This window comes from Pseudomonas sp. RA_35y_Pfl2_P32 (genome assembly GCF_963970735.1).
Classification (GTDB): Bacteria; Pseudomonadota; Gammaproteobacteria; order Pseudomonadales; family Pseudomonadaceae; genus Aquipseudomonas.
On the sequence record NZ_CAXAQF010000012.1, the window covers coordinates 124,885 to 148,725 of the forward strand.

The 23,841-nt window shown below is 61.3% G+C and carries 19 protein-coding genes and 2 tRNA genes; 17 read left to right on the forward strand and 4 right to left on the reverse strand.

Going from position 1 to position 23,841, the window contains the following annotated elements:
* Positions 1-3: 3 nt before the first annotated feature.
* The 10 genes from AACY45_RS14035 (at position 4) to AACY45_RS14080 (ending at position 13,034) form a co-directional block, all read left to right on the forward strand.
* Positions 4-1,431: an N-acetylmuramoyl-L-alanine amidase gene (locus AACY45_RS14035; protein WP_339546092.1), complete on the forward strand. Its 1,428-nt coding sequence runs from the start codon at positions 4-6 to the stop codon at positions 1,429-1,431.
* Positions 1,428-3,350 (forward strand): DNA mismatch repair endonuclease MutL, encoded by a 1,923-nt coding sequence (gene mutL, locus AACY45_RS14040; protein ID WP_445261186.1) that lies wholly within the window; start codon positions 1,428-1,430, stop codon positions 3,348-3,350. The genes AACY45_RS14035 and mutL overlap by 4 nt, the downstream gene beginning before the upstream one ends.
* Positions 3,350-4,321: a tRNA (adenosine(37)-N6)-dimethylallyltransferase MiaA gene (miaA, locus tag AACY45_RS14045; RefSeq protein ID WP_339546043.1), complete on the forward strand. Its 972-nt coding sequence runs from the start codon at positions 3,350-3,352 to the stop codon at positions 4,319-4,321. The genes mutL and miaA overlap by 1 nt, the downstream gene beginning before the upstream one ends.
* Before the next feature lie 95 nt (positions 4,322-4,416).
* Complete coding sequence (hfq, locus tag AACY45_RS14050; protein WP_010221594.1) at positions 4,417-4,677, forward strand: RNA chaperone Hfq; 261 nt, start codon at positions 4,417-4,419, stop codon at positions 4,675-4,677.
* 12 nt (positions 4,678-4,689) lie between these two features.
* Positions 4,690-5,991 carry a ribosome rescue GTPase HflX gene (hflX, locus tag AACY45_RS14055; protein WP_339546045.1) on the forward strand — a complete coding sequence of 434 codons (1,302 nt, stop codon included), beginning with the start codon at positions 4,690-4,692 and terminating at the stop codon, positions 5,989-5,991.
* 96 nt (positions 5,992-6,087) lie between these two features.
* A complete protein-coding gene (gene hflK / locus AACY45_RS14060) occupies positions 6,088-7,254 on the forward strand; it encodes an FtsH protease activity modulator HflK (protein WP_339546046.1) in 1,167 nt (388 codons plus the stop codon).
* Positions 7,254-8,123: a protease modulator HflC gene (gene hflC / locus AACY45_RS14065; protein ID WP_339546047.1), complete on the forward strand. Its 870-nt coding sequence runs from the start codon at positions 7,254-7,256 to the stop codon at positions 8,121-8,123. The genes hflK and hflC overlap by 1 nt, the downstream gene beginning before the upstream one ends.
* Before the next feature lie 306 nt (positions 8,124-8,429).
* Entirely contained in the window at positions 8,430-9,617 is a 1,188-nt protein-coding gene (locus AACY45_RS14070) for an ATP phosphoribosyltransferase regulatory subunit (protein ID WP_339546048.1), read from the forward strand.
* 54 nt (positions 9,618-9,671) lie between these two features.
* Complete coding sequence (locus tag AACY45_RS14075) at positions 9,672-10,961, forward strand: adenylosuccinate synthase (RefSeq protein WP_339546049.1); 1,290 nt, start codon at positions 9,672-9,674, stop codon at positions 10,959-10,961.
* Positions 10,962-11,099: 138 nt separating this feature from the next.
* Positions 11,100-13,034, forward strand: a complete 1,935-nt coding sequence (locus AACY45_RS14080) for a methyl-accepting chemotaxis protein (protein WP_339546050.1) — start codon at positions 11,100-11,102, stop codon at positions 13,032-13,034.
* 42 nt (positions 13,035-13,076) lie between these two features.
* Here AACY45_RS14080 and AACY45_RS14085 read toward each other — a convergent pair whose 3' ends face one another.
* The 4 genes from AACY45_RS14085 to AACY45_RS14100 all read right to left on the reverse strand — a co-directional run bounded on the left by AACY45_RS14085 (position 13,077) and on the right by AACY45_RS14100 (position 16,189).
* Positions 13,077-14,642, reverse strand: coding sequence for an ABC transporter permease (locus AACY45_RS14085; RefSeq protein WP_339546051.1), 1,566 nt, complete (start codon positions 14,640-14,642; stop codon positions 13,077-13,079).
* Positions 14,642-15,652, reverse strand: a complete 1,011-nt coding sequence (locus AACY45_RS14090) for an extracellular solute-binding protein (RefSeq protein ID WP_339546052.1) — start codon at positions 15,650-15,652, stop codon at positions 14,642-14,644. The genes AACY45_RS14085 and AACY45_RS14090 overlap by 1 nt, the downstream gene beginning before the upstream one ends.
* Before the next feature lie 198 nt (positions 15,653-15,850).
* A tRNA-Leu gene (locus tag AACY45_RS14095) sits at positions 15,851-15,937 on the reverse strand.
* 165 nt (positions 15,938-16,102) lie between these two features.
* Positions 16,103-16,189: transfer RNA gene (locus AACY45_RS14100), tRNA-Leu, on the reverse strand.
* Positions 16,190-16,414: 225 nt separating this feature from the next.
* On the opposite strand from AACY45_RS14100, the gene rnr reads away from it, so the two are divergent.
* From rnr to dnaB, 7 genes are all read left to right on the forward strand, one after another.
* Positions 16,415-19,045: a ribonuclease R gene (rnr, locus tag AACY45_RS14105; protein WP_339546053.1), complete on the forward strand. Its 2,631-nt coding sequence runs from the start codon at positions 16,415-16,417 to the stop codon at positions 19,043-19,045.
* A complete protein-coding gene (gene rlmB / locus AACY45_RS14110; RefSeq protein ID WP_339546054.1) occupies positions 19,042-19,809 on the forward strand; it encodes a 23S rRNA (guanosine(2251)-2'-O)-methyltransferase RlmB in 768 nt (255 codons plus the stop codon). The genes rnr and rlmB overlap by 4 nt, the downstream gene beginning before the upstream one ends.
* Before the next feature lie 314 nt (positions 19,810-20,123).
* A complete protein-coding gene (gene rpsF, locus AACY45_RS14115; RefSeq protein WP_003217491.1) occupies positions 20,124-20,546 on the forward strand; it encodes a 30S ribosomal protein S6 in 423 nt (140 codons plus the stop codon).
* A 28-nt stretch (positions 20,547-20,574) separates the two neighbouring features.
* Positions 20,575-20,805 (forward strand): 30S ribosomal protein S18, encoded by a 231-nt coding sequence (gene rpsR, locus AACY45_RS14120; RefSeq protein ID WP_002551829.1) that lies wholly within the window; start codon positions 20,575-20,577, stop codon positions 20,803-20,805.
* 36 nt (positions 20,806-20,841) lie between these two features.
* The gene (locus AACY45_RS14125; protein ID WP_166589840.1) at positions 20,842-21,735 is read left to right on the forward strand and encodes a hypothetical protein; all 894 of its coding nucleotides are present in this window, start codon (positions 20,842-20,844) and stop codon (positions 21,733-21,735) included.
* A 19-nt stretch (positions 21,736-21,754) separates the two neighbouring features.
* Positions 21,755-22,201 carry a 50S ribosomal protein L9 gene (gene rplI, locus AACY45_RS14130; RefSeq protein WP_095169562.1) on the forward strand — a complete coding sequence of 149 codons (447 nt, stop codon included), beginning with the start codon at positions 21,755-21,757 and terminating at the stop codon, positions 22,199-22,201.
* A 123-nt stretch (positions 22,202-22,324) separates the two neighbouring features.
* Positions 22,325-23,719, forward strand: a complete 1,395-nt coding sequence (gene dnaB, locus AACY45_RS14135; RefSeq protein WP_017336265.1) for a replicative DNA helicase — start codon at positions 22,325-22,327, stop codon at positions 23,717-23,719.
* Positions 23,720-23,841: the final 122 nt, after the last annotated feature.

Sequence of the window (23,841 nt, forward strand, 5' to 3'; positions counted from 1 at the left end):
ATGATGGGGTTAGGTATGCGCTTTCGCGCGTTGGTTGCTGTCGTAGGAATGCTGCTTACGGCACTGGCCGTTGACGCTGTGGCCGCGACCAAGGTCAACAGTGTTCGCCTGTGGCGGGCGCCGGACAACACGCGACTGGTGTTTGACCTGTCTGGCACCGTCCAGCACAGCGTCTTTACCCTGACGGCCCCGGATCGCCTGGTGATCGACATCAACGGTGCCGTGCTCGGCGCGCCGCTGAACGTTGCCACCGCAAACACCCCGATTACCTCCATGCGTTCGGCCCAGCGTACGCCGACTGACCTGCGGGTGGTCATCGACCTGAAAAAGGCCGTGACCCCAAAAAGCTTCGTGCTGCCGCCCAATGCCCAGTACGGCAACCGCTTGGTGGTCGACCTGTTTGACAACCCGGCCGACGCCGCCCCCCCGCCTGCCCCATCGCCTAGAGTCGCGACCATTCCGGCGGTGCCGGTGACGCCGACCGAACCAGCAATCAAGCTGCCGCCAGCGCCGGCCGGCAAGCGTGACATCATTGTGGTGATCGACGCCGGCCACGGCGGTGAAGACCCGGGTGCCTCGGGCTCGCGCGGCCAGCGTGAGAAAGACGTGGTGCTGGCTATCGCCCGGGAACTGCAGCGCCAGGTCAACGGTATGAAGGGCTTCCGCGCCGAACTGACCCGCACCGGCGACTATTTCATTCCGTTGCGTGGGCGTACCGAAATCGCCCGCAAGAAGGGCGCCGACCTGTTCGTCTCGATCCACGCCGACGCCGCACCGTCGAAAGCCGCTTTTGGCGCCTCGGTGTTTGCCTTGTCCGACCGGGGGGCGACGTCCGAGACCGCGCGCTGGCTGGCTGACAGCGAAAACCGTTCCGACCTGATCGGCGGTGCCGGCAACGTCAGCCTCGACGACAAGGACCGGATGCTCGCCGGGGTGCTGCTCGATCTGTCGATGACCGCGTCGCTGACCTCCAGCCTCAACGTTGGCCAGAAGGTCTTGAGCAACATCGGCCGGGTCACGCCACTGCACAAGCAGCGGGTTGAGCAGGCCGGGTTCATGGTGCTCAAATCCCCGGATATTCCGTCGATCCTGGTGGAGACCGGGTTTATCTCCAACGCCAATGAAGCCTCGAAACTGGCCGCCCCGAGCCACCAGCAGGCACTTGCCCGCTCCATCAGCAGTGGCGTGCGGCAGTTCTTCCAGCAAAATCCGCCACCGGGCACCTACATTGCCTGGCTGCGTGATTCCGGGAAAATCGCCCAGGGCCCACGGGACCATACCGTGCGCCCGGGCGAGACCCTGGCGATGATTGCCGTGCGCTACCAGGTGTCTGCGGCCGCGTTGCGCAGCGCCAACAACCTGCAATCCGATGAGCTGAAGATCGGCCAGCACCTGAACATTCCCGGCACCGAACTGGCGGCTAAGGAATGAACGAGTCGGTGAACAGCGGCGCACGCATCGAACTGCTCAGCCCGCGCCTGGCGAACCAGATTGCCGCCGGTGAAGTGGTTGAACGCCCGGCCTCGGTGATCAAGGAGTTGTTGGAGAACAGCCTCGACTCCGGCGCCCGGCGCATCGATGTCGATGTCGAGCAGGGTGGGGTCAAGCTGCTGCGGGTTCGCGACGATGGTCGGGGGATCCCGGCCGATGACCTGCCCCTGGCCCTGGCTCGTCACGCCACCAGCAAGATCCGCAACCTGGAAGACCTCGAACAGGTGATGAGTCTGGGGTTCCGCGGTGAGGCCCTGGCCTCCATCAGTTCCGTGGCACGCCTGACCCTGACGTCGCGCACCCGGGATGCCGACCAGGCCTGGCAGGTCGAGACCGAAGGCCGTGACATGGCCCCGCGGGTCCAGCCGGCAGCCCACCCGGTGGGCACGTCGGTGGAAGTGCGCGACCTGTTTTTCAACACCCCGGCGCGACGCAAGTTTCTCAAAACGGAAAAAACCGAATTCGATCACCTGCAAGAAGTGATCAAGCGCCTGGCACTGGCGCGCTTTGATGTGGCCTTCCACCTGCGTCACAACGGCAAGACCCTCCTCAGCCTGCACGAAGCCCATGATGATGCGGCCCGTGCGCGGCGGGTGGCGGCCATCTGCGGCTCGGGCTTCCTGGAGCAGGCATTGCCAATCGAAATCGAACGCAATGGCTTGCATCTGTGGGGCTGGGTCGGGCTGCCGACGTTCAACCGCAGCCAGGCGGACATGCAGTATTTCTTCGTCAACGGCCGTGCCGTGCGCGACAAGCTGGTGGCCCATGCGGTGCGCCAGGCGTATCGCGACGTGCTGTTCAACGGGCGCCATCCGACGTTCGCGCTGTTTTTCGAAGTCGATCCGGCGGCGGTCGACGTCAACGTGCACCCGACCAAGCACGAAGTGCGCTTTCGTGATGGGCGCATGGTCCATGACTTCCTCTATGGCACCCTGCACCGCGCCCTCGGCGATGTGCGTCCGGAAGATCAGTTGGCAGCGCCAGCGCCGGTCGCCGGCATGGTTCGTCCCACCGGGATCGAGGCCGGGGAGTTCGGTCCGCAAGGGGAAATGCGCCTGGCCGCCAATGCGCTGCTTGAGCAACCCCAGGGCCAGCCGACATTCAATACCGGCGCTGCGCCGGGCTCGGGTGCCGGTGCCGGTTATCAGTACCCATACACGCCGCGGCCCCAGGGCGCCGGCGTGCCGGTGGCTGAGGCCCAGGCCGCTTATCGCGAGTTCTTTGCGCCCTTGCCTGAGGCGAACGCCGCAGCGTTGCCGGAAGGCCAGGACGACATCCCGCCACTGGGCTACGCCCTGGCGCAGCTCAAGGGTATCTACATTCTTTCGGAAAACGCCCAGGGGCTGGTGCTGGTGGATATGCACGCCGCCCACGAGCGGATCATGTACGAGCGCCTGAAGGTGGCAATGGCCAGCGAAGGCCTGAGCGGCCAGCCGCTGCTGGTACCCGAATCCCTGGCGGTCAGCCAGCGCGAAGCCGATTGTGCCGAAGAGCACGTCAGTTGGTTCCAGCGCCTGGGCTTTGAACTGCAGCGCCTGGGCCCGGAAACCCTGGGTATCCGGCAGATCCCGGCGTTGCTCAAGCAGGCCGAGGCCAACCGCCTGGTGCAGGATGTTCTGGCGGACCTGATGGAGTACGGCACCAGCGACCGTATCCAGGCACACCTCAACGAGTTGCTCGGGACCATGGCCTGCCACGGCGCGATCCGCGCCAATCGGCGCCTGGCCTTGCCGGAAATGAACGGTCTGCTGCGTGACATGGAAAACACCGAGCGCAGCGGTCAATGCAACCATGGCCGACCGACCTGGACCCAATTGGGCCTGGACGATCTGGACAAACTGTTCTTGCGCGGTCGTTGATGAGCCAGCTCCCTCCAGCCATTTTCCTGATGGGCCCGACCGCTGCGGGCAAGACCGACCTGGCCATCGAGTTGACCAAGGTGCTGCCCTGCGAGCTGATCAGTGTCGACTCGGCGCTGGTCTACCGGGGCATGGACATCGGCACGGCCAAGCCCTCAAAAGCCTTGCTGGCCGAGTTTCCCCACCGCCTGATCGATATTCTTGACCCGGCCGAGGCCTATTCGGTCGCGGACTTTCGCCGCGATGCCCTTGAGGCCATGGCCGAGATCACCGCGCGCGGCAAGATCCCGCTGCTGGTGGGCGGCACCATGCTTTATTACAAGGCCTTGATTGACGGCCTGGCCGAGATGCCCGCCGCCGATCCGCAGATCCGTGCCGAGATCGAGGCAGAGGCGGCCCGCCTGGGTTGGCAGGCTCTGCACGATCAGTTGGCGGTGATCGACCCGGTTTCCGCGGCCCGCATTCACCCCAATGATCCGCAGCGTCTGAGCCGGGCGCTGGAAGTTTATCGGGCCAGCGGCCAGAGCATGACCGAGCTGCGCGCACGACAATCTGCGCAAAGTACTGAAGCAGGCGCTTCGGGACGCCCACAATTGCCCTATACTGTCGCAAACTTGGCCATTGCCCCGGCAAATCGCCAGGTGCTGCATGAGCGAATTAAACAAAGATTCACACAAATGTTGGAACAGGGGTTCATTGACGAGGTCGTAGCCCTGCGTAAAAGAAGTGACCTGCATTCGGGGTTGCCGTCTATACGCGCTGTAGGCTACCGACAAGTCTGGGATTACCTGGATGGCAAGCTGACGTCAGCCGAGATGCAGGAGCGTGGAATCATCGCCACGCGCCAATTGGCGAAGCGCCAGTTCACCTGGCTGCGCAGTTGGGCTGATTTGCACTGGCTCGACAGCCTTGATTGCGACAATCTGCCACGCGCCTTGAAATACTTGGGAACGGTCTCCATATTGAGCTGAGTCCTTGCAATTGCCGTCTATCCTTGGGGGTGTGACGGCTGAAAGCTTTCTGCTTACCTATTTTTTATTATTGAATCCTTAAAGGAGTGCGGCACATGTCAAAAGGGCATTCGCTACAAGACCCTTACTTGAATACTTTACGTAAAGAGAAAGTTGGGGTTTCCATCTACCTGGTCAACGGGATCAAACTGCAAGGCACGATCGAGTCGTTCGACCAGTTCGTCATCCTGCTGAAAAACACCGTCAGCCAGATGGTCTACAAGCACGCTATCTCTACAGTGGTACCGGTTCGTCCAATTCGTCTGCCTAGCGCAACCGAATCCGAACAGGGTGACGCTGAGCCAGGTAACGCCTGATAGGAGTCTCCTTTGTTCTTTGAGCGCCACGGTGGTGGTGAACGAGTGATCCTTGTTCACTTGGATGGACAGGACCCTGAGGCGCGCGAAGATCCGCAGGAGTTTCAGGAACTGGCGAATTCGGCGGGCGCCGAGACCGTTGCGTTTTTTAACGTGCCGCGTCATCGGCCAACCGCTAAGTTCCTGATTGGCAGCGGCAAGGTCGAGGAACTACGCGACTTGGTCCATGCCGAAAAGGCCGATCTGGTTATTTTCAATCACATCCTCACGCCCAGTCAGGAACGTAACCTCGAACGTGTTTTCGAGTGTCGCGTGATCGACCGTACCGGTCTGATTCTCGATATTTTCGCCCAGCGCGCACGTACCCATGAAGGTAAGCTCCAGGTCGAACTGGCCCAGCTTGATCACATGAGCACGCGGCTGGTTCGTGGCTGGACCCACCTTGAGCGTCAGGGTGGCGGCATCGGCATGCGTGGTCCGGGTGAAACCCAGTTGGAAACCGACCGCCGTCTGCTGCGGGTTCGCCTGCGGCAGATCAAGGGCCGGCTGGAGAAAGTGCGCAGCCAGCGCGAGCAATCGCGGCGCGGCCGATCGCGTGCGGATATTCCTACCGTGTCCCTGGTGGGCTATACCAACGCCGGTAAATCCACACTCTTCAACAACGTGACGAAATCCGACGTGTACGCGGCTGACCAGTTGTTTGCCACGCTGGACCCGACCTTGCGCCGTCTGGAACTGGACGACCTGGGGCCGATTGTTCTGGCGGACACTGTGGGCTTCATCCGCCACTTGCCGCACAAACTGGTCGAGGCATTTCGGTCTACGCTCGAAGAGTCGAGCAATTCCGACCTGCTGTTGCACGTGATCGATGCGGCCGAACCTGACCGCATGTTGCAGATCGAGCAGGTGATGGTGGTGCTTGGCGAGATTGGGGCCCAGGACTTGCCGATCCTCGAGGTCTATAACAAACTCGATTTGCTTGAGGGCGTTGAGCCACAAATCCAGCGCGATGCCGATGGCAAACCGCAACGGGTCTGGCTTTCGGCACGTGATGGCAGTGGTCTGGAATTGCTTGAGCAAGCCATTGCCGAGTTACTGGGCAGTGATTTGTTTGTGGGCACATTGCGCTTGCCACAGCGTTTTGCTCGACTGCGTGCACAGTTCTTCGAACTGGGTGCAGTACAGAAAGAAGAACACGACGAAGAAGGCATCAGTTTGCTGGCCGTTCGTTTGCCACGGGTCGAGCTCAATCGACTGGTGAGCCGCGAGGGAATGCAGCCGCTGGAATTCATCGAGCAACACACTTTGCAATAAAAGCCTGAAAAAGCGGTTGTGCCGCTATGACGGGCATTCTGTAGCATTGGTCGGCGCGCCGTGGGTGCGTCTTTGCTTTATCAGATGGAGAGCGCTATGGCTTGGAATGAGCCGGGTGGCAACTCGAATAATCAGGATCCTTGGGGTGGTAAGCGCCGCAATAATGGCGACCGCAAGGGGCCACCGGATCTCGACGAGGCCTTCCGAAAGCTGCAGGAAAGCCTGAATGGGTTGTTCGGTGGCGGTAAGAAACGTGGTGACGATGGCGGTAGTTCGAGCAAGGGTGGTGGTTACGGCCTGCTTGGCATCGGTCTCGTCGTGCTGGCGGCCGTGTGGCTGTACAGCGCGGTTTATGTAGTCGACGAGCAGGAGCAAGCCGTGGTGCTGCGCTTCGGCAAGTACTACGAAACCGTTGGCCCGGGCCTGAACATCTACTTCCCGCCGATCGACAAGAAGTTCATGGAAAACGTCACGCGTGAGCGTGCCTATACCAAGCAGGGTCAAATGCTGACTGAAGACGAGAATATCGTCGAAGTGCCGCTGACCGTGCAGTACAAGATCAGCAACCTGCAGGACTTCGTGCTGAACGTCGATCAGCCGGAAATCAGCCTGCAACACGCAACCGACAGTGCTTTGCGCCACGTGGTGGGTTCCACCGCCATGGACCAGGTGCTGACGGAAGGCCGTGAATTGATGGCCAGCGAAATCAAGGAGCGTCTGCAACGCTTCCTCGATACCTATCGCACCGGTATCACCGTGACCCAGGTCAACGTACAGAACGCCGCAGCGCCGCGTGAAGTACAAGAAGCCTTCGATGACGTGATCCGCGCCCGTGAAGACGAGCAGCGTTCGCGCAACCAGGCTGAAACCTATGCCAACGGCGTTGTGCCAGAAGCCCGTGGTCAAGCCCAGCGCATCATCGAGGATGCCAACGGTTACCGTGACGAAACCGTCTCGCGCGCCAAGGGTGAGGCCGACCGCTTCACCAAGCTGGTGGCCGAGTACCGCAAAGCCCCGGAAGTCACTCGTGAGCGTCTGTACCTGGACACCATGCAGGAAGTCTTCAGCAACACCAGCAAGGTTCTCGTGACCGGCAACAAGAATGGCCAGAGCAATCTGCTGTACTTGCCGCTGGACAAGATGATCGACAGTGGTCGCCCTGCCAGCGCTCCGGCGACCGGCGCCGCGGCCAGCAGCAATGAAGCGAATGCGCGTGCGGCAGCAGACCTGCAGCAACAGGCACGTACCAGGGAGAGTCGCTGATGAGCAATAAATCGCTGATCGCCCTTATTGTCGGCGTTGTCGTGGCGATCGCTGCCTGGAACTGCTTCTACATCGTGGCTCAGACCGAGCGTGCGGTGTTGCTGCAGTTCGGTCGCGTGGTCCAGGCGGATGTCCAGCCAGGCTTGCATGTGAAAGTGCCCTACGTTAACCAGGTGCGTAAATTTGACGCACGCCTGATGACCCTGGATGCACCGACACAGCGTTTCCTGACCCTGGAAAAGAAAGCCGTGATGGTCGATGCCTACGCCAAGTGGCGTGTGAAAGATGCCGAGCGCTTCTACACCGCGACTTCCGGTCTTAAGCAGATTGCTGACGAGCGTTTGTCCCGTCGTCTGGAATCGGGCCTGCGGGACCAGTTCGGCAAGCGCACCCTGCACGAGGTTGTGTCGGGTGAGCGTGATGCATTGATGGCTGACATCACCGCATCGCTGAACACAATGGCGGAAAAAGAGCTGGGTATCGAAGTGGTCGACGTTCGCGTCAAGACCATCGACCTGCCGAAGGAAGTGAACCGCAGCGTGTTCGAGCGCATGAGCACCGAGCGTGAGCGCGAAGCCCGTGAGCACCGTGCCAAGGGTAACGAGCTGGCTGAAGGCATCCGTGCCGACGCTGATCGTCAGCGCCGCGTACTGCTGGCTGAAGCCTATCGTGAGTCCGAAGAGGTTCGCGGTGACGGTGATGCCCAGGCCGCTGCGATCTACTCCAAGGCCTACGGCCAGGACCAGGAGTTCTACGCGTTCTACCGTAGCCTGCGCGCCTACCGTGAAAGCTTCGCGAACAAATCCGACGTCATGGTTCTGGATCCAAGCAGCGACTTCTTCCGTTACCTGGAAAAAGCCAAGCCTTGATCCGACACTGATCCAAAAGGAACCCCGCCGGGCGGCTAAAGCCTCTCGCGGGGTGATCCTTTGGGAAAACGTGTGTATGATGCGGCAGCCGGGAAATTCCCGGCTTTTTTGCGTCTGCACGTTTGATTGCGTGCAGTCGGGTTGAACAATTCGACAGGTTTTTCGAGGAAAGTGTTGGGCGAGGCCGCAATCAGGCCGATCGCCACGTCGTCCATGCGCGTTAAGTTTTGTGCATGAGCCAGACATTTTCTGCTTCACTCAAGGCCGGCCGAGGGCTGGCCGCCCGGATCAAAGGGGAATGGCGTAATGGCAACGGTAGACCGCTGGCTGCTGCCAGATGGCATCGAAGAAGTACTGCCACCAGAGGCGGCGCGCATTGAAGTGGCGCGCCGTCAGGTGTTGGATCTGTTCCAGAGCTGGGGTTACGAGTTTGTCGTGACTCCCCATATCGAGTACCTGGAATCCCTGCTGACCGGTGCGGGCCAGGACCTGGATCTGCGCACCTTCAAGGTCATCGACCCGCAATCGGGCCGGCAGATGGGCTTTCGTGCCGACATCACGCCGCAAGTGGCGCGCATCGATGCGCACACCTTGCGCCGCGAAGGCCCGAACCGCCTGTGCTACGCCGGCAGTGTGCTGCATGCGCAGCCGCGCGCCTTGTCGACTTCGCGCAGCCCGATCCAGCTGGGTGCCGAGTTGTACGGCGATGCCAGCCCGAGTAGCGACGTCGAAGTCATCAGCCTGATGCTGGCCATGTTGCAGCTGGCCGATGTGCCGGATGTACACATGGACCTGGGGCACGTCGGCATCTACCGCGGCCTGGCCCGTGCGGCCGGGTTGTCCGGTGAAGTCGAGCAACAGCTGTTCGACGCCCTGCAGCGCAAGGCCATCGACGAGGTCATTACCTTGACCGAAGGCCTGCCTGCCGACCTGGCGGGCATGCTGCGGGCGCTGGTCGACCTGTGTGGCGGCCGTGAAGTGCTGGCTGCCGCCCGTGAGCGCCTGGCCCATGCGCCGGCGCCGGTGCTGGCGGCGCTGGACGACCTGCTGGCAATTGCCGAGCGGCTGTCCGTGCGTTTCCCGCAGTTGCCGCTGTACTTCGACCTGGGCGAGTTGCGTGGCTACCACTACCACACCGGTGTGGTGTTCGCCGTGTTCGTGCCGGGTGTCGGCCAGTCCATTGCCCAGGGCGGTCGTTACGACGACATTGGCGCCGACTTCGGTCGTGCCCGTCCAGCCACCGGTTTCTCCACCGATTTGAAAACCCTGGTGACCCTGGGGCGTGCTGACATCGAGTTACCGTCTGGCGGTATCTGGATGCCTGACAGTACGGATGCGGCACTCTGGCAGCAGGTTTGCCAGTTGCGCAGTGAGGGTCAGCGTGTCGTCCAGGCATTGCCTGGGCAACCATTGGCCGCCGCCCGTGACGCGGACTGCGACCGGCAATTGATTCAGCAGAACGGGCTTTGGCAAGTATTGCCGCTGGCTTCTTGAGTTTTCCTGCCGGCCGCTGCCGGCACCAAGTTTGCGCGAATGAGGACAAGTGTTATGGGTAAGAATGTCGTAGTCCTGGGCACCCAATGGGGTGATGAGGGCAAAGGCAAGATCGTTGATCTGCTGACCGAACATGCTGCCGCCGTAGTGCGCTACCAAGGTGGCCACAACGCTGGCCACACGCTGGTGATCGATGGCGAAAAAACGGTCTTGCACCTGATCCCTTCGGGCGTACTGCGCGAAGGCGTGCAGTGCCTGATCGGCAACGGCGTGGTGGTTGCACCAGACGCCCTGCTGCGCGAGATCACCAAGCTGGAAGAGAAAGGCGTGCCGGTGCGTGAGCGCCTGCGTGTGAGCCCTTCCTGCCCGCTGATCCTCTCGTATCACGTAGCGCTGGACCAGGCCCGTGAAAAGGCCCGTGGCGAGCTGAAGATCGGTACGACCGGTCGCGGTATCGGCCCGGCCTACGAAGACAAGGTTGCTCGTCGTGGCCTGCGTGTGGGCGACCTGCTCAACATGCCGCGCTTCGCAGACAAGCTGCGTGAACTGGTGGATTACCACAACTTCATGCTGGTGGGTTACTACAAAGAGCCAGCCATCGACTTCGACAAGACCCTGGCCGAGTGCAAGCAATACGCTGAGCTGCTCACCCCGCTGATGCTGGATGTGACTGCCGAGCTGCACGACCTGCGTCGCGCCGGCAAAGACATCATGTTCGAAGGCGCCCAGGGTTCGTTGCTGGACATCGATCACGGCACCTACCCGTACGTGACCAGCTCCAACACCACCGCTGGCGGCGTTGCGACCGGTTCGGGTGTTGGTCCGATGTTCCTGGACTACATCCTGGGCATCACCAAGGCCTACACCACGCGTGTGGGTTCGGGCCCGTTCCCGACTGAGCTGTTCGACGAAGTCGGTGCGCACCTGGCCAAGCAAGGTCACGAGTTCGGCGCGACTACCGGCCGTGCTCGTCGTTGTGGCTGGTTCGATGCCGTTATCCTGCGTCGCGCTATCGATGTGAACAGCATCTCGGGCATCTGCCTGACCAAGCTGGACGTACTCGACGGTCTGGAAACCATCAACATCTGCGTCGGCTACAAAGATGCAGAAGGCAAGGACATTGCTCCGACCGACGCCGACAGCTACCTGGGCCTGCAGCCTGTGTACGAAGAAGTGCCAGGTTGGACCGAATCGACCGTGGGTGCCAAAACCCTGGAAGAGCTGCCAGCCAACGCCCGTGCTTACATCAAGCGTGTTGAACAACTGATCGGCGCGCCGATCGACATTATTTCGACCGGTCCGGACCGCAACGAAACCATCGTTCTGCGTCACCCGTTCGCTTAATAAGCTGTTGATGTAAAACACAAAGGGCCCTCGATGGGGCCCTTTGTCGTTTCTGCCTGCCGGGCGGCATGACCTTTGCTGTGAATATCCCTTCGAGCGTGCTATCAGTTTAATAGCATCCAAGTAGAGGGATTTTCTGTGTCGGCCGTTCTCTCACTGTTACAAAGCCGTTTGTTGCGGCCCGTATTCGTTACCCTTGGTATCGCCCTTTTGGTGCAGGTGCTGGTAGCTGTTGCCCTGACCCGGAGCACCGTGACCGCCCTGGAGGCGGATCTGGGGGTGCGTCTGGGCGCCGATAGTCAGAAGCTCTCGGGTGAGTTGGAGCAGGCCGGGCGCGAGGTCACTACCAGCCTGGATAATCTCTCCACCAGCACCCGCCAGCGCCTGACGACCGGTTTGTCCTCGCGACTCGAGGATGAGCAGGCGCAACTGCGCGCCACCCTGGAAAAGGACCTCAAGGACTCGGCCAATGACATGGCCCAGCTCCTGGCCTCGGTCGCACCCCGCGCCATGTGGGACAGCGATGTTCCGACCCTGTCCGAGTTCGCCCGGCGCGCCCAGCGCAATCCCAATGTGCTGTTTGTGGTGTATGACGATGCTGCCGGTCAGCACCTGACCCGCTACCTGAACCGGGAAAACCCGATCAACAAGGCCCTTTTGGAAAAAGGTCAGGGCGATCGTGCCCTGGATAAAGTGCTGGATGCGGCGAAAAACGATCCCTCCGTGTTCTACGTCGAGGCGTCAATCAGCCCCAATGGCGTGGAAATCGGCAAGGTGCTGATGGGGGTTTCCACGGCTTCGGTCGAGGCGGATCTGGCGGCACTCGACAAGCGCTTCTCGGCGCTGATCGCCAGCAGCGATCAACTGGTCGGCGACAGCCTCAAGGGCGCCGCGGCCGACAGCGCTACCGCCATGCGCGCGCGCCTGCAGTCGGCGCAAGCCACCGCCAGCGAAATGCAGGCCAATACCACCGCTACCGTACAGGAAGCCGCAACGACCCTGCGCTGGCGGATCGGCATGGCCCTGGCCGTGGTCGGCTTTGGCGTGTTGCTGCTGCTCGCGGTGGTGCTCGGGCGGCGAGTGGTCAATCGCCTGAAGTTGCTGATTGCGGCGATGGATGACCTGGCGGCGGGTGAGGGCGACCTGACCAAACGCGTGCAGATCAACAGCCAGGACGAAATCGGCGACATGGCGTCGGCGGTCAATCGGTTCGTGGATAAGTTGCAGCCGATCGTTCGCGAGGCGGGTGACGTGGCCCAGCGCACGGGCGTGGAAATCGGCGCCATGAGCCAGCGTAACGCCGGGGCCGATGCGGCGGCGAAGTCCCAGCGCGACGAAGTGGCTGAGAGCCTGCGGGCGCTGTCGCAGATGGCGGATGAGGCGCAGGCTGAGAGTCATGCCATGCAGGCGGCTTTGCAGCAGGTGGTGGATATTCGCCGGGCGAGCGATGAAAACACCCGCACCTCGGCTCAGGTCGGCAGTCTGATCGAGGCGCTGGCCGGGCAGGTGGATACGGGGGCCAAGGTGATCGAACGGCTGGCCCAGCAAAGCGAGCAGATCGAGGTGGTCCTGGAAGTGATCCACGGGATCGCCGAGCAGACCAACCTGCTGGCGCTCAACGCCGCCATTGAAGCAGCGCGGGCCGGTGAGACCGGGCGTGGCTTCGCGGTGGTGGCAGACGAAGTGCGGGCGCTGGCGAGCAAGACGCAAAGCTCCACCGGTGACATCCAGGCCCACATCGGCGCCCTGCAGCAGGGCGCCCGTGAAGCGGTGGCGGCGATCGGCCAGGCGGGGCGCCAGGCCAACGAAGGGCTGCTGGTGCTGCGCGACAGTGCGCGGTTGCAGCAGTCGGTGCAGGCCTCCGTCGAGCAGGTGCATGCGGCCATCGGCCTGGCAACCCAGGCGGCGGCGCACCAGGCCAAGGGCGCGCAAGCGGTGCGCGGGCGGGTCCAGATCATCCATGCCCAGGCCGAGAAAGCGGCCCAGGCGGTGGTCGAGACCACGGCCAGCGGTCAGGTGCTGGATGGGTTGGCGGCGCAGTTGAAGGCCAGCCTGGGGCAGTTCCGGGCTTGATGCGGGGTATCGGCTATCGCGAGCAGGCTCGCGATGACGGATTCAGCGGCTCAGATACATTCGGGTAGTCAACAGATACACCGGCAGCCCCGACACCAGAATCAGCAGCGCCGCATAGGGCGCTGCTGCCGCAAACTCGACATTCGCAGTGTGGGCCCAGACTTCGGTCGCCAGGGTGTTGAGCCCGGTCGGGCTGAGCAGCAGGGTCGCCGTCAGCTCTTTCATCGCATCCAGGAACACCAGGGCAAAGGCTGCGCCCAGCGCCGGGAAGATGATCGGCAGTGTCACCCGCGCAAAGGCGCTGAACGAAGAGGCGCCGAGGGTGCGGGCGGCTTCTTCGAGTTGCGGTGCGGCTTTGTTCAGGGCCGTGCGAATCGGCGCCTGGGCCAGCGGCAGGAACAGCAAGGCGTAAGCGATCAACAGCAGCCCCGAGGTCTGGTACAGCACCGGCACGTAGTGCAGGGCGAAGTACACCAGCGTCAGGGCGATCACCAGGCCGGGCAGCGCGTGCAGCAAGTACGGCAGGCGTTCAGCCCAGAGCGCCAGGCGGCCCTTGTAGCGAACCACCAGCAAGCCCACGGGCACCGCCAGCACCAGGCACAGCGCGGCACCGCCCAGGGACAAGGCCAGCGATGACAGCAGTGCTTGGCTGATGGCTGCCATCGGGAAGGCGGCCGAAGAGCCCACTGCCAGCCAATACCCCAGCATGCCCAAAGGGATCCCGCTGCCGACAATCGCCAGCAGCAGGCAGTAAAGCTGGCCGAGCGGTGCCAGGGCGCCCAGGTGAACCTGCTCGGCATGCCGCGCGGCGCCCTGGCCGATCCGCACGTGACGGCCCTTGCCGCGCACTCGCAGTTCCAGCCACAACAGCACCAGGCACAGCGCCAGCAGGACGGCGGAGAGCATGGCTGCGTTGGCGTTGCTGAATTCAAGTTCGAACTGTTGATAGATCGCCGTGGTAAAGGTTTGCAGGCCAATGATCGACAGGGCGCCGAACTCCACCAGCATGTGCAGGGCAATCAGCAGCGAGCCCGCCAGCAGCGAGGGCCAGAGCAGGGGCAGGGTGATCTTGAAGAACACGCCCCAACGATTCAGGCCCAGGGTGCGGGCCGACTCCTCCAGGGCGGGGTCGAGATTGCGCAGGGTCGCGGCCACCGGCAGGAAGATCAGCGGGTACTTGGACAGGCTCATCACCAGGATCGCCCCGCCCAGGCCTTCGAAGCTGGCGCTCAGGGAGACCCAGGTGAAACTGCTGACGAAGGCCGGGACGGCAAACGGCAGGCATAGAACTACCCCCCACGCGCGCCGCCCCGGCAGGTTGCTGCGCTCCAGCAGCCAGGCCAGCGACAGGCCGACCAGGGCGCAGGCCAGCGTGACGCCAATCATCAGTAGCAAGGTGTTGCGCAGCAGGCCGAACACATAGGGCCGCCAGAGCAGATGCACCGCCTGCGCCCAGCCCGCCTGCCAGGCTTTGAGGCCGACATACAGCAGCGGCAACAGGCTCAGGCAGACCAGCAGCAGCACCGGTAGCAGCAGCCAGATCGAAGGCCGTTTGCGGCGGGGTACATAGGCTGCGCGCGAGGTGGAGGCGGGCAGGGAGGCGCTCATCAGTTCAAGCCAACTTCACGTTCCAGTTCCAGGGCTTCCTCGGCATTGCCCAGGTCGGCCGGGGTGACTTTCGGCGCTTGCAGTTCACTGAACGGCTTGAGTCCGCGGTCCGACTCCATGCCTTTGTGCAGCGGGTACTCGGCGGTGGTCTGGGTGATCACGCGCTGGCCCTCTTCGCTGGCCATATAGGCGAGCAGTTGTTGGGCTTCTTGCGGGTGCTTGCTGGACTTGAGCACGGCGGCACTGGAGACGGTGATCAGGCCGCCTACGTCGCCGTCGCTGAAGTAGTACAGTTTCGAATCGAGCTGGCCTTTTTCCCGTTGCAGGGCGAACCAGTAGTAGTTGTTCACCAGCACCGTGGCCACTTCGCCGTTTTCCACGGCCTTGAGGGCGACCATGTTGTTGCTGTAGGTCTTGCCGAACGCCCGCAGGCCGGTCAGCCATTCTTCGGCCGCGTCCATGCCATGCACTTTGATGATCGCCACGGCCTGTTCCTGGAACGCGCCGCTGGTGGGTACGAACCCGACCTTGCCTTGCCATTTTGGATCGGAGAACTCCATCACCGATTTTGGCAGGTCTTTTTCGTCGATCAGCTTCGGGTTGTACGCCACCACGCGGACGCGGGCGGTGACGCCGATCCAGGTGCCATTGCTGGCCACGTAATCCTTGGGCAGCACCGCCAGGGTGGCATCGTCGGCCTTGGCCAGCAGGCCTTGTTCGCCCAGCTTGTTCAGCGGCGGCGATTCTTCGGTGTAGATCACGTCGGCAGGGGAGCGGTCGCCTTCTTCCACGACCTGGCTGGCAAGCTGGTTACTGCTGCCTTTGCGCACGTTGACGTGAATCCCGGTCTTGGCTTCGAAGGCTTTGGCGACGGCGTCGCCGACTTCCTTGTGCTGGCCGTTGTAAAGCGTGAGGGAAACCGGATCGGCCGCCTGGGTGAGCGGGGAGGCCAGGGCCAACCCCAGTAGCGTGATGGTCAGGCCGCGGCGCAGGGTATTTCGAAACATCATTCGCAGGGTTCCTCACTGTCGCATTGTAAAAACTTGCAACAATGATAAACGATATTGTTTCTCAAGTGCGCCTTGCGGGGAGGCGGAGGGTCTGGTAGGTGTTGCCGAAGGTTGTGGTGTTTTTTGAACCCCGGAAACGCAAAAACCCGCTTTCGCGGGTTTTTGTGAGATTCAAGATCACCGACCTTGAATTTGAATTGGTGCCCAGAAGAAGACTCGAACTTCCACGACCTTGCGGTCACCAGCACCTGAAGCTGGCGTGTCTACCAATTTCACCATCTGGGCAGTATCGACAACGTTGCCGCTGTTGATGTGGCGCACTATACGGAGCGCTGTTTGATCTGTAAACCCCTGATTTAATAAAATTAAATCAAACCGCTAAAATGCAAAAACCCGCTTTCGCGGGTTTTTGTGTGAGCCTTGAAATTGAACTAATCTCAAGCTCGTAATTGGTGCCCAGAAGAAGACTCGAACTTCCACGACCTTGCGGTCACCAGCACCTGAAGCTGGCGTGTCTACCAATTTCACCATCTGGGCAGTATCGGCAACGTTGTCCGTCGTCGATGGCGCGCACTATACGGAGCGTCGTTTTAACTGTAAACCCCTGATATCAAAAAAACAGGGAAAATTTTGCGAATGCTGCCAGGCGGTCGCATTCCAGCGGCAGGAAAGGGCATTTAGGGCCTTCAATAGCCTGAAATTTCCCGTTTCATTACGCCTATGCCAAACTAACCCGCATATAGACAAGGTGAAAACTCTCTAATGGCCGATTGGCAGTCCCTCGATCCCGAGGCCGCTCGTGAAGCGGAAAAATATGAAAACCCTATTCCTAGCCGTGAACTGATCCTTCAGCACCTTGCTGATCGAGGTTCGCCTGCTAACCGCGAGCAACTGGTCGAAGAGTTTGGTCTGACCACAGAAGACCAGATCGAAGCCCTGCGCCGCCGCCTGCGCGCCATGGAGCGCGACGCTCAACTGATCTATACCCGTCGTGGTACCTATGCGCCGGTGGACAAGCTCGACCTGATCCTGGGTCGCATCAGCGGTCACCGTGACGGCTTTGGTTTCCTGGTGCCGGACGACGGCAGTGACGACCTGTTCATGAGTCCGGCGCAAATGCGCCTGGTGTTCGACGGCGACCGTGCCCTGGCGCGCGTGTCCGGCCTGGATCGTCGCGGGCGTCGCGAAGGCATGATCGTCGAGGTGGTGTCCCGCGCTCACGAAACCATCGTCGGCCGCTACTTCGAAGAAGGTGGCATCGGCTTTGTCGTCGCCGACAACCCGAAGATCCAGCAGGAAGTGCTGGTGACCCCGGGCCGTAACGCCAACGCCAAGATCGGTCAATTCGTTGAAGTGAAGATTACCCACTGGCCAACCCCACGCTTCCAGCCGCAAGGCGATGTGGTCGAGGTGGTGGGTAACTACATGGCGCCGGGCATGGAAATCGATGTCGCCCTGCGCACCTACGACATTCCTCACGTCTGGCCGGAAGCGGTCCTCAAGGAAGCGGCCAAGCTCAAGCCGGAAGTCGAAGAGAAGGACAAAGAGAAGCGCATCGACCTGCGTCATCTGCCGTTCGTCACCATCGACGGTGAAGATGCCCGCGACTTCGATGACGCCGTCTACTGCGAGTCCAAGCCCGGCAAGCTGCGCCTGTTCTCCGGCGGCTGGAAGTTGTACGTGGCGATTGCCGACGTTTCCAGCTACGTGAAGATCGGTTCGGCCCTGGACAACGAGTCCCAGGTTCGCGGCAACTCGGTGTACTTCCCCGAGCGCGTGATTCCGATGCTGCCTGAGCAGCTGTCCAACGGCCTGTGCTCCCTGAACCCGCACGTCGATCGTCTGGCCATGGTTTGCGAGATGACCATCTCCAAGTCCGGCGAAATGACCGACTATTGCTTCTACGAGGCGGTAATCCACTCCCACGCCCGCCTGACCTACAACAAGGTCAGCGCGATGCTGGAAACGCCGAAACTCTCCGAGGCGCGTCAGCTTCGCGGCGAGTACAACGACGTCCTGCCGCATCTCAAGCAGCTCTACTCGCTGTACAAGGTGTTGCTGGCCGCTCGTCACGTGCGTGGCGCGATCGATTTCGAAACCCAGGAAACTCGGATCATCTTCGGCTCCGAGCGCAAGATCGCGGAAATCCGCCCGACTGTGCGTAACGATGCGCACAAGCTGATCGAGGAGTGCATGCTGGCGGCCAACGTGGCCACCGCCGAGTTCCTCAAGAAGCACGAGATTCCTGCGCTGTACCGTGTTCACGATGGCCCGCCACCGGAGCGCCTGGAAAAACTGCGCGCCTTCCTGGGCGAGCTTGGCCTGTCCCTGCACAAAGGCAAGGATGGCCCGTCGCCGAAGGATTACCAGGCCTTGCTGGCCGGTATCAAGGATCGCCCGGATTTCCACCTGATCCAGACGGTCATGCTGCGCTCCTTGAGCCAGGCGGTGTACAGCGCGGACAACCAGGGCCACTTCGGCCTGAATTACGAAGCCTACACCCACTTCACCTCGCCGATCCGCCGCTACCCGGACCTGCTGACGCACCGGGCGATTCGCAGTGTCATCCATTCGAAAATGAACACGCCGCACGTCAAACGTGCTGGCGCGATGACGATTCCGAAAGCGCGTATCTATCCGTACGACGAAGCGACGCTGGAGCAACTCGGCGAGCAGTGCTCGATGAGCGAGCGCCGCGCCGACGAAGCCACCCGCGACGTGGTGAACTGGCTCAAGTGCGAGTTCATGAAAGATCGCGTGGGCGAGTCGTTCCCGGGCGTGATCACCGCCGTGACCGGTTTTGGCCTGTTCGTCGAACTGACCGATATCTATGTCGAAGGCCTGGTCCATGTCACCGCGTTGCCGGGCGACTACTACCACTTCGACCCTGTGCACCACCGCCTGGCCGGTGAGCGTACCGGTCGCAGCTTCCGCCTCGGTGACACCGTCGAAGTGCGCGTCATGCGGGTTGACCTGGACGAGCGCAAGATCGACTTCGAGATGGCGGAAAAAACCATCAGCGCGCCGATCGGCCGCAAGAAGCGCGGCAGCGAAACCGCCGCCCCGGCCGCCAAGACCGCCGCAGAACCGGCGCCGGCAAAAACCGGTCGTCGTGGTCCTGCCAAGGAAAAGGCCGTCGAAGCCTACCGCCCAAGCGATGCCGCGGCGAAAAACGCCGAAGTACGCAAAAGTCGGGAAATGAAACAGGCGTTGCTGGCCGAAGCGAAAAGCGGTGGTAAAGCGGCGTCTGGGGGAAAGACCGGACGGTCGGCGCCTGAAAAGGCCACCGGCGGCAAGCCAGCCAAACCGAGTAAACACCGTAAGGGTCCGCCAAAAGCGGGCTCGGCTCCAGCCAAAAGCGGCGGGGCACGTAAACCTAAGGCCAAGTCATGAGTCAGTTGGAAAAAATCTACGGCGTGCATGCGGTAGAAGCATTGCTGCGTCACCACCCGAAACGCGTCAAGCAGATCTGGCTGGCCGAAGGCCGCAGCGATCCGCGGGTGCAGACGCTGATCGAACTGGCCAGCGAAAACCGCGTTGCGGTCGGCCAGGCCGAGCGGCGCGAGCTGGATGCCTGGGTCGAGGGCGTGCACCAGGGCGTGGTCGCGGACGTCAGTCCGAGCCAGGTCTGGGGTGAGGCGATGCTCGACGAGCTGCTGGACCGTACCGAAGGCGCGCCACTGTTGCTGGTGCTCGACGGTGTGACCGATCCGCACAACCTCGGTGCGTGCCTGCGTTCGGCCGATGCGGCCGGTGCGCTGGCGGTGATCGTGCCGAAGGACAAGTCGGCAACCCTGACCCCGACTGTACGAAAAGTAGCCTGCGGCGCCGCGGAAGTGATTCCGCTGGTGGCCGTGACCAACCTGGCGCGCACCCTGGAAAAACTCAAGCAGCGTGGCTTGTGGGTGGTCGGTACGGCAGGTGAAGCCGAGCAGAGCCTGTACCAGCAGGACATGACCGGCCCGACGATCCTGATCATGGGCGCCGAAGGCAGTGGCATGCGTCGCCTGACCCGTGACCTGTGCGACTACCTGGTGCACTTGCCGATGGCCGGCAGCGTCAGTAGCCTCAACGTGTCCGTGGCCACCGGCGTCTGCCTGTTCGAAGCCCAGCGTCAGCGCAGCGTAAAAGCTGCAGGGACCGGCAAAAAGTCCTGATCCGGTTGTGTTCCCTGTAGGAGCGAGCTTGCTCGCGATAGCGGTGCAACATTCGGCATCAATGTTGAATATTGCGCCCTCATCGCGAGCAAGCTCGCTCCTACAGGGGGTTGTGGTGTCGCGCAAATGCGCATGCGAACGAACTGTTCAAATATTCACCAATATCCTTGCACCTCTCCTGTCCCTTCTCTACAATTGCGCCCCTTGCTGTGACGGCAGGCACGCATGTGTCTATCGCAAGCAAGTCCATAAGTGTCATTCACTCCTTGTCTGACCGCTTTTGAGCGGCAGGCTACAACCCGTAAGGAGCATTCATGCGTCATTACGAAATCATCTTTTTGGTCCACCCGGATCAAAGCGAGCAAGTCGGCGGCATGGTTGAGCGTTACACCAAGCTGATCGAAGAAGACGGCGGCAAAATCCACCGTCTGGAAGATTGGGGCCGTCGTCAACTGGCCTACGCAATCAACAATGTTCACAAGGCTCACTACGTGATGCTGAACGTTGAGTGCACTGGCAAGGCCCTGGCCGAGCTGGAAGACAACTTCCGCTACAACGATGCAGTGATCCGTAACCTGGTCATCCGTCGCGAAGAAGCCGTTACCGGTCAATCCGAGATGCTCAAGGCTGAAGAAAACCGCAGTGAGCGCCGTGAGCGTCGCGACCGTCCTGAGCACGAAGGCGCCGAAAGCGCTGATAGTGATGACAGCGACAACAGCGATAACGCTGACGAGTAATCCACGGACCTTTTAAGGAGCCTATCAAATGGCACGTTTCTTCCGTCGTCGTAAATTCTGCCGCTTCACCGCTGAAGACGTGAAAGAGATCGATTACAAAGATCTCAACACTCTGAAAGCCTACGTATCCGAGACCGGCAAAATCGTTCCAAGCCGTATCACCGGTACCAAAGCACGTTATCAGCGTCAGCTGGCCACCGCTATCAAGCGCGCCCGCTTCCTGGCCCTGCTGGCCTACACCGACAGCCACGGCCGCTGAGACCGGGCAGTCGACACGTAGCAAAGGATCGAATGCATGCGTGCCATAGCTGAGTTCATCATGCGCGGTCGTATGCAGGCCACCCTCGTAGTGGCCGGATGCGCGGCATTGCCGTTGTTGTATTGGTTGGGTGCTGCCGCCGGGAGCCTTGTGCTGCTGCGGCGCGGATTGAAGGACGCCTTGGGCGTCCTTGCTCTGGGGATGCTGCCAGCCTTGATTTGGTGGCTGTATTCCGATGATCCACGGGCACTCATGGTGCTGCTGGGATCCTCGGGCCTTGCGTTGGTTTTGCGCGCAAGTGAGTCCTGGAACCGCACGCTGCTGGTCAGCGTAGCGATGGGAGTGGTGTTTTCGGTGGTACTGGGTGCGGTTTACCGCCCCCACATCGAGATGCTGGCACAGGAACTGGTCAAGATCCTGCCGCTGGCCCTCGGTGACCTCTACCAGCAATTGTCGGTAGAGGAGCGAGCGCGTCTCGCCGCCCTGATTGCACCGGTCCTGACTGGCCTGATAGCGGCCTTGTTGCAAATCGTCAGTGTGCTGAGCCTGATTGTCGGGCGCTACTGGCAGGCGTTGTTGTACAACCCCGGTGGTTTTGGTCGCGAGTTTCGCGCCATCCGAATCCCGCTGGGGCCGGCGATGTTGCTGCTGGCGTGCATGCTTCTGGGGCCGAACTTCGGTACCCAGATGGCCATGTTGACGCCGTTGTGCAGCGTACCGCTGGTGTTCGCCGGGCTGGCCTTGATTCATGGGCTGGTGGCTGAAAAGCGACTGGCCAAGTTTTGGCTGGTGGGGTTGTACGTAACGCTGTTGCTGTTTATGCAGCTGATCTATCCGTTGCTGGTGGTCCTGGCCATTGTCGACAGCCTGATTGATTTTCGCGGTCGTTTGACGCCGAAAGACGTCGATAGCGCGAACGGTGAAGGTTAAAAGTTAAGAGGATTTTCACATGCAACTGATCCTTCTGGAAAAAGTCGCCAACCTGGGCAACCTGGGCGACAAAGTAAACGTTAAGGCTGGTTACGGCCGTAACTACCTGCTGCCTTACGGCAAAGCTACCGCTGCGACCGCTGCCAACCTGGCTGCGTTCGAAGAGCGTCGTGCTGAGCTGGAAAAACTGGCTGCAGACAAAAAAGCTTCGGCTGAAAGCCGCGCTGCCCAACTGGCTGAGCTGGAAGTGACTATCACTGCCACCGCCGGTGACGAAGGCAAGCTGTTCGGTTCGATCGGTACTCACGACATCGCTGATGCACTGACCGCCTCTGGCGTTGAAGTTGCAAAAAGCGAAGTTCGTCTGCCGAACGGCACCATCCGCAACGTAGGTGAATTCGACGTAGCCGTGCACCTGCACGCTGAAGTTGAAGCCACCGTACGCGTTGTCGTGGTAGCAGCTTAAGCAGCACTTGTCGGCTGGCACCCTCGGGTGCTTGCCGGTAACATCGGGCACGATCCTGTTTACAGGTCGTGCCCTTTGTCTTTCTGCAGTTCCTGATTTTCTACAATCTAATTCCAAGTGGCCATGAACGATATCTCCGCTCCTGAGCAATACGATCTGCAAACCGCAGCGCTGAAAGTGCCGCCCCATTCCATCGAGGCCGAACAGGCTGTACTCGGTGGTTTGATGCTGGACAACAACGCCTGGGAACGCGTGCTCGATCAGGTCTCGGACGGTGATTTCTATCGTCATGACCACCGCCTGATTTTCCGTGCGATTGCCAAGCTGGCCGACCAGAACTCGCCGATCGACGTGGTGACCCTCGCCGAACAGCTCGACAAGGAAGGCCAGACCTCTCAGGTGGGCGGCCTCGGTTATCTTGGCGAGCTGGCGAAAAACACCCCGTCGGTCGCCAACATCAAGGCCTACGCCCAGATCGTTCGTGCCCGGGCGACGTTGCGGCAGTTGATCGGCATCGCCACCGAAATTGCCGACAGCGCCTTCAACCCCGAAGGGCGCACGGCGGAAGAGATTCTCGACGAAGCTGAACGGCAGATCTTCCAGATCGCCGAGGCCCGGCCGAAAACCGGCGGCCCGGTGAGTGTGAATGACCTGCTGACCAAGGCCATCGATCGCATCGACACCCTGTTCAACACCGACAACGCCATCACCGGCCTGTCTACCGGCTACACCGACCTCGACGAGAAAACCAGCGGCCTGCAGCCGGCTGACCTGATCATCGTCGCCGGCCGTCCGTCCATGGGTAAAACCACCTTTGCGATGAACCTGGTGGAAAACGCCGTGTTGCGCAGCGACAAGTGCGTACTGGTCTACTCCCTCGAGATGCCAGGCGAATCGCTGATCATGCGTATGCTGTCGTCCCTGGGCCGTATCGACCAGACCAAGGTCCGGGCCGGTCGCCTGGACGACGACGATTGGCCGCGCCTGACCTCGGCGGTCAACCTGCTCAATGACCGCAAGCTGTTCATCGACGACACGGCCGGTATCAGCCCCTCGGAGATGCGCGCGCGGACCCGTCGACTGGTGCGTGAGCACGGTGACGTCGCGTTGATCATGATCGACTACCTGCAACTGATGCAGATCCCGGGGTCGGGTGGCGACAACCGGACCAACGAGATTTCCGAGATCTCCCGTTCCTTGAAGGCCCTGGCCAAGGAATTCAACTGCCCGGTGGTGGCGTTGTCCCAGCTCAATCGTTCCCTGGAGCAACGACCGAACAAGCGCCCAATCAACTCCGACTTGCGGGAATCCGGAGCGATCGAGCAGGATGCCGACGTGATCATGTTCGTGTACCGGGATGAGGTGTATCACCCGGAGACCGAGCATAAAGGCATCGCGGAGATCATCATCGGCAAGCAGCGGAACGGCCCGATCGGTACCTCACGACTGGCGTTCATCGGCAAGTACACACGCTTCGAAAACCTGGCGCCGGGCAGCTACAATTTCGACGACGAATAAGTGGTGTAGCGCCTGAAAGGGCCTCATCGCGGGCAAGCCCGCTCCCACAGGTTTAGTGTGATCCCTGTGGGAGCGGGCTTGCCCGCGATGGCTGCGCCACTAATTTCCGACCATAGCCGTCG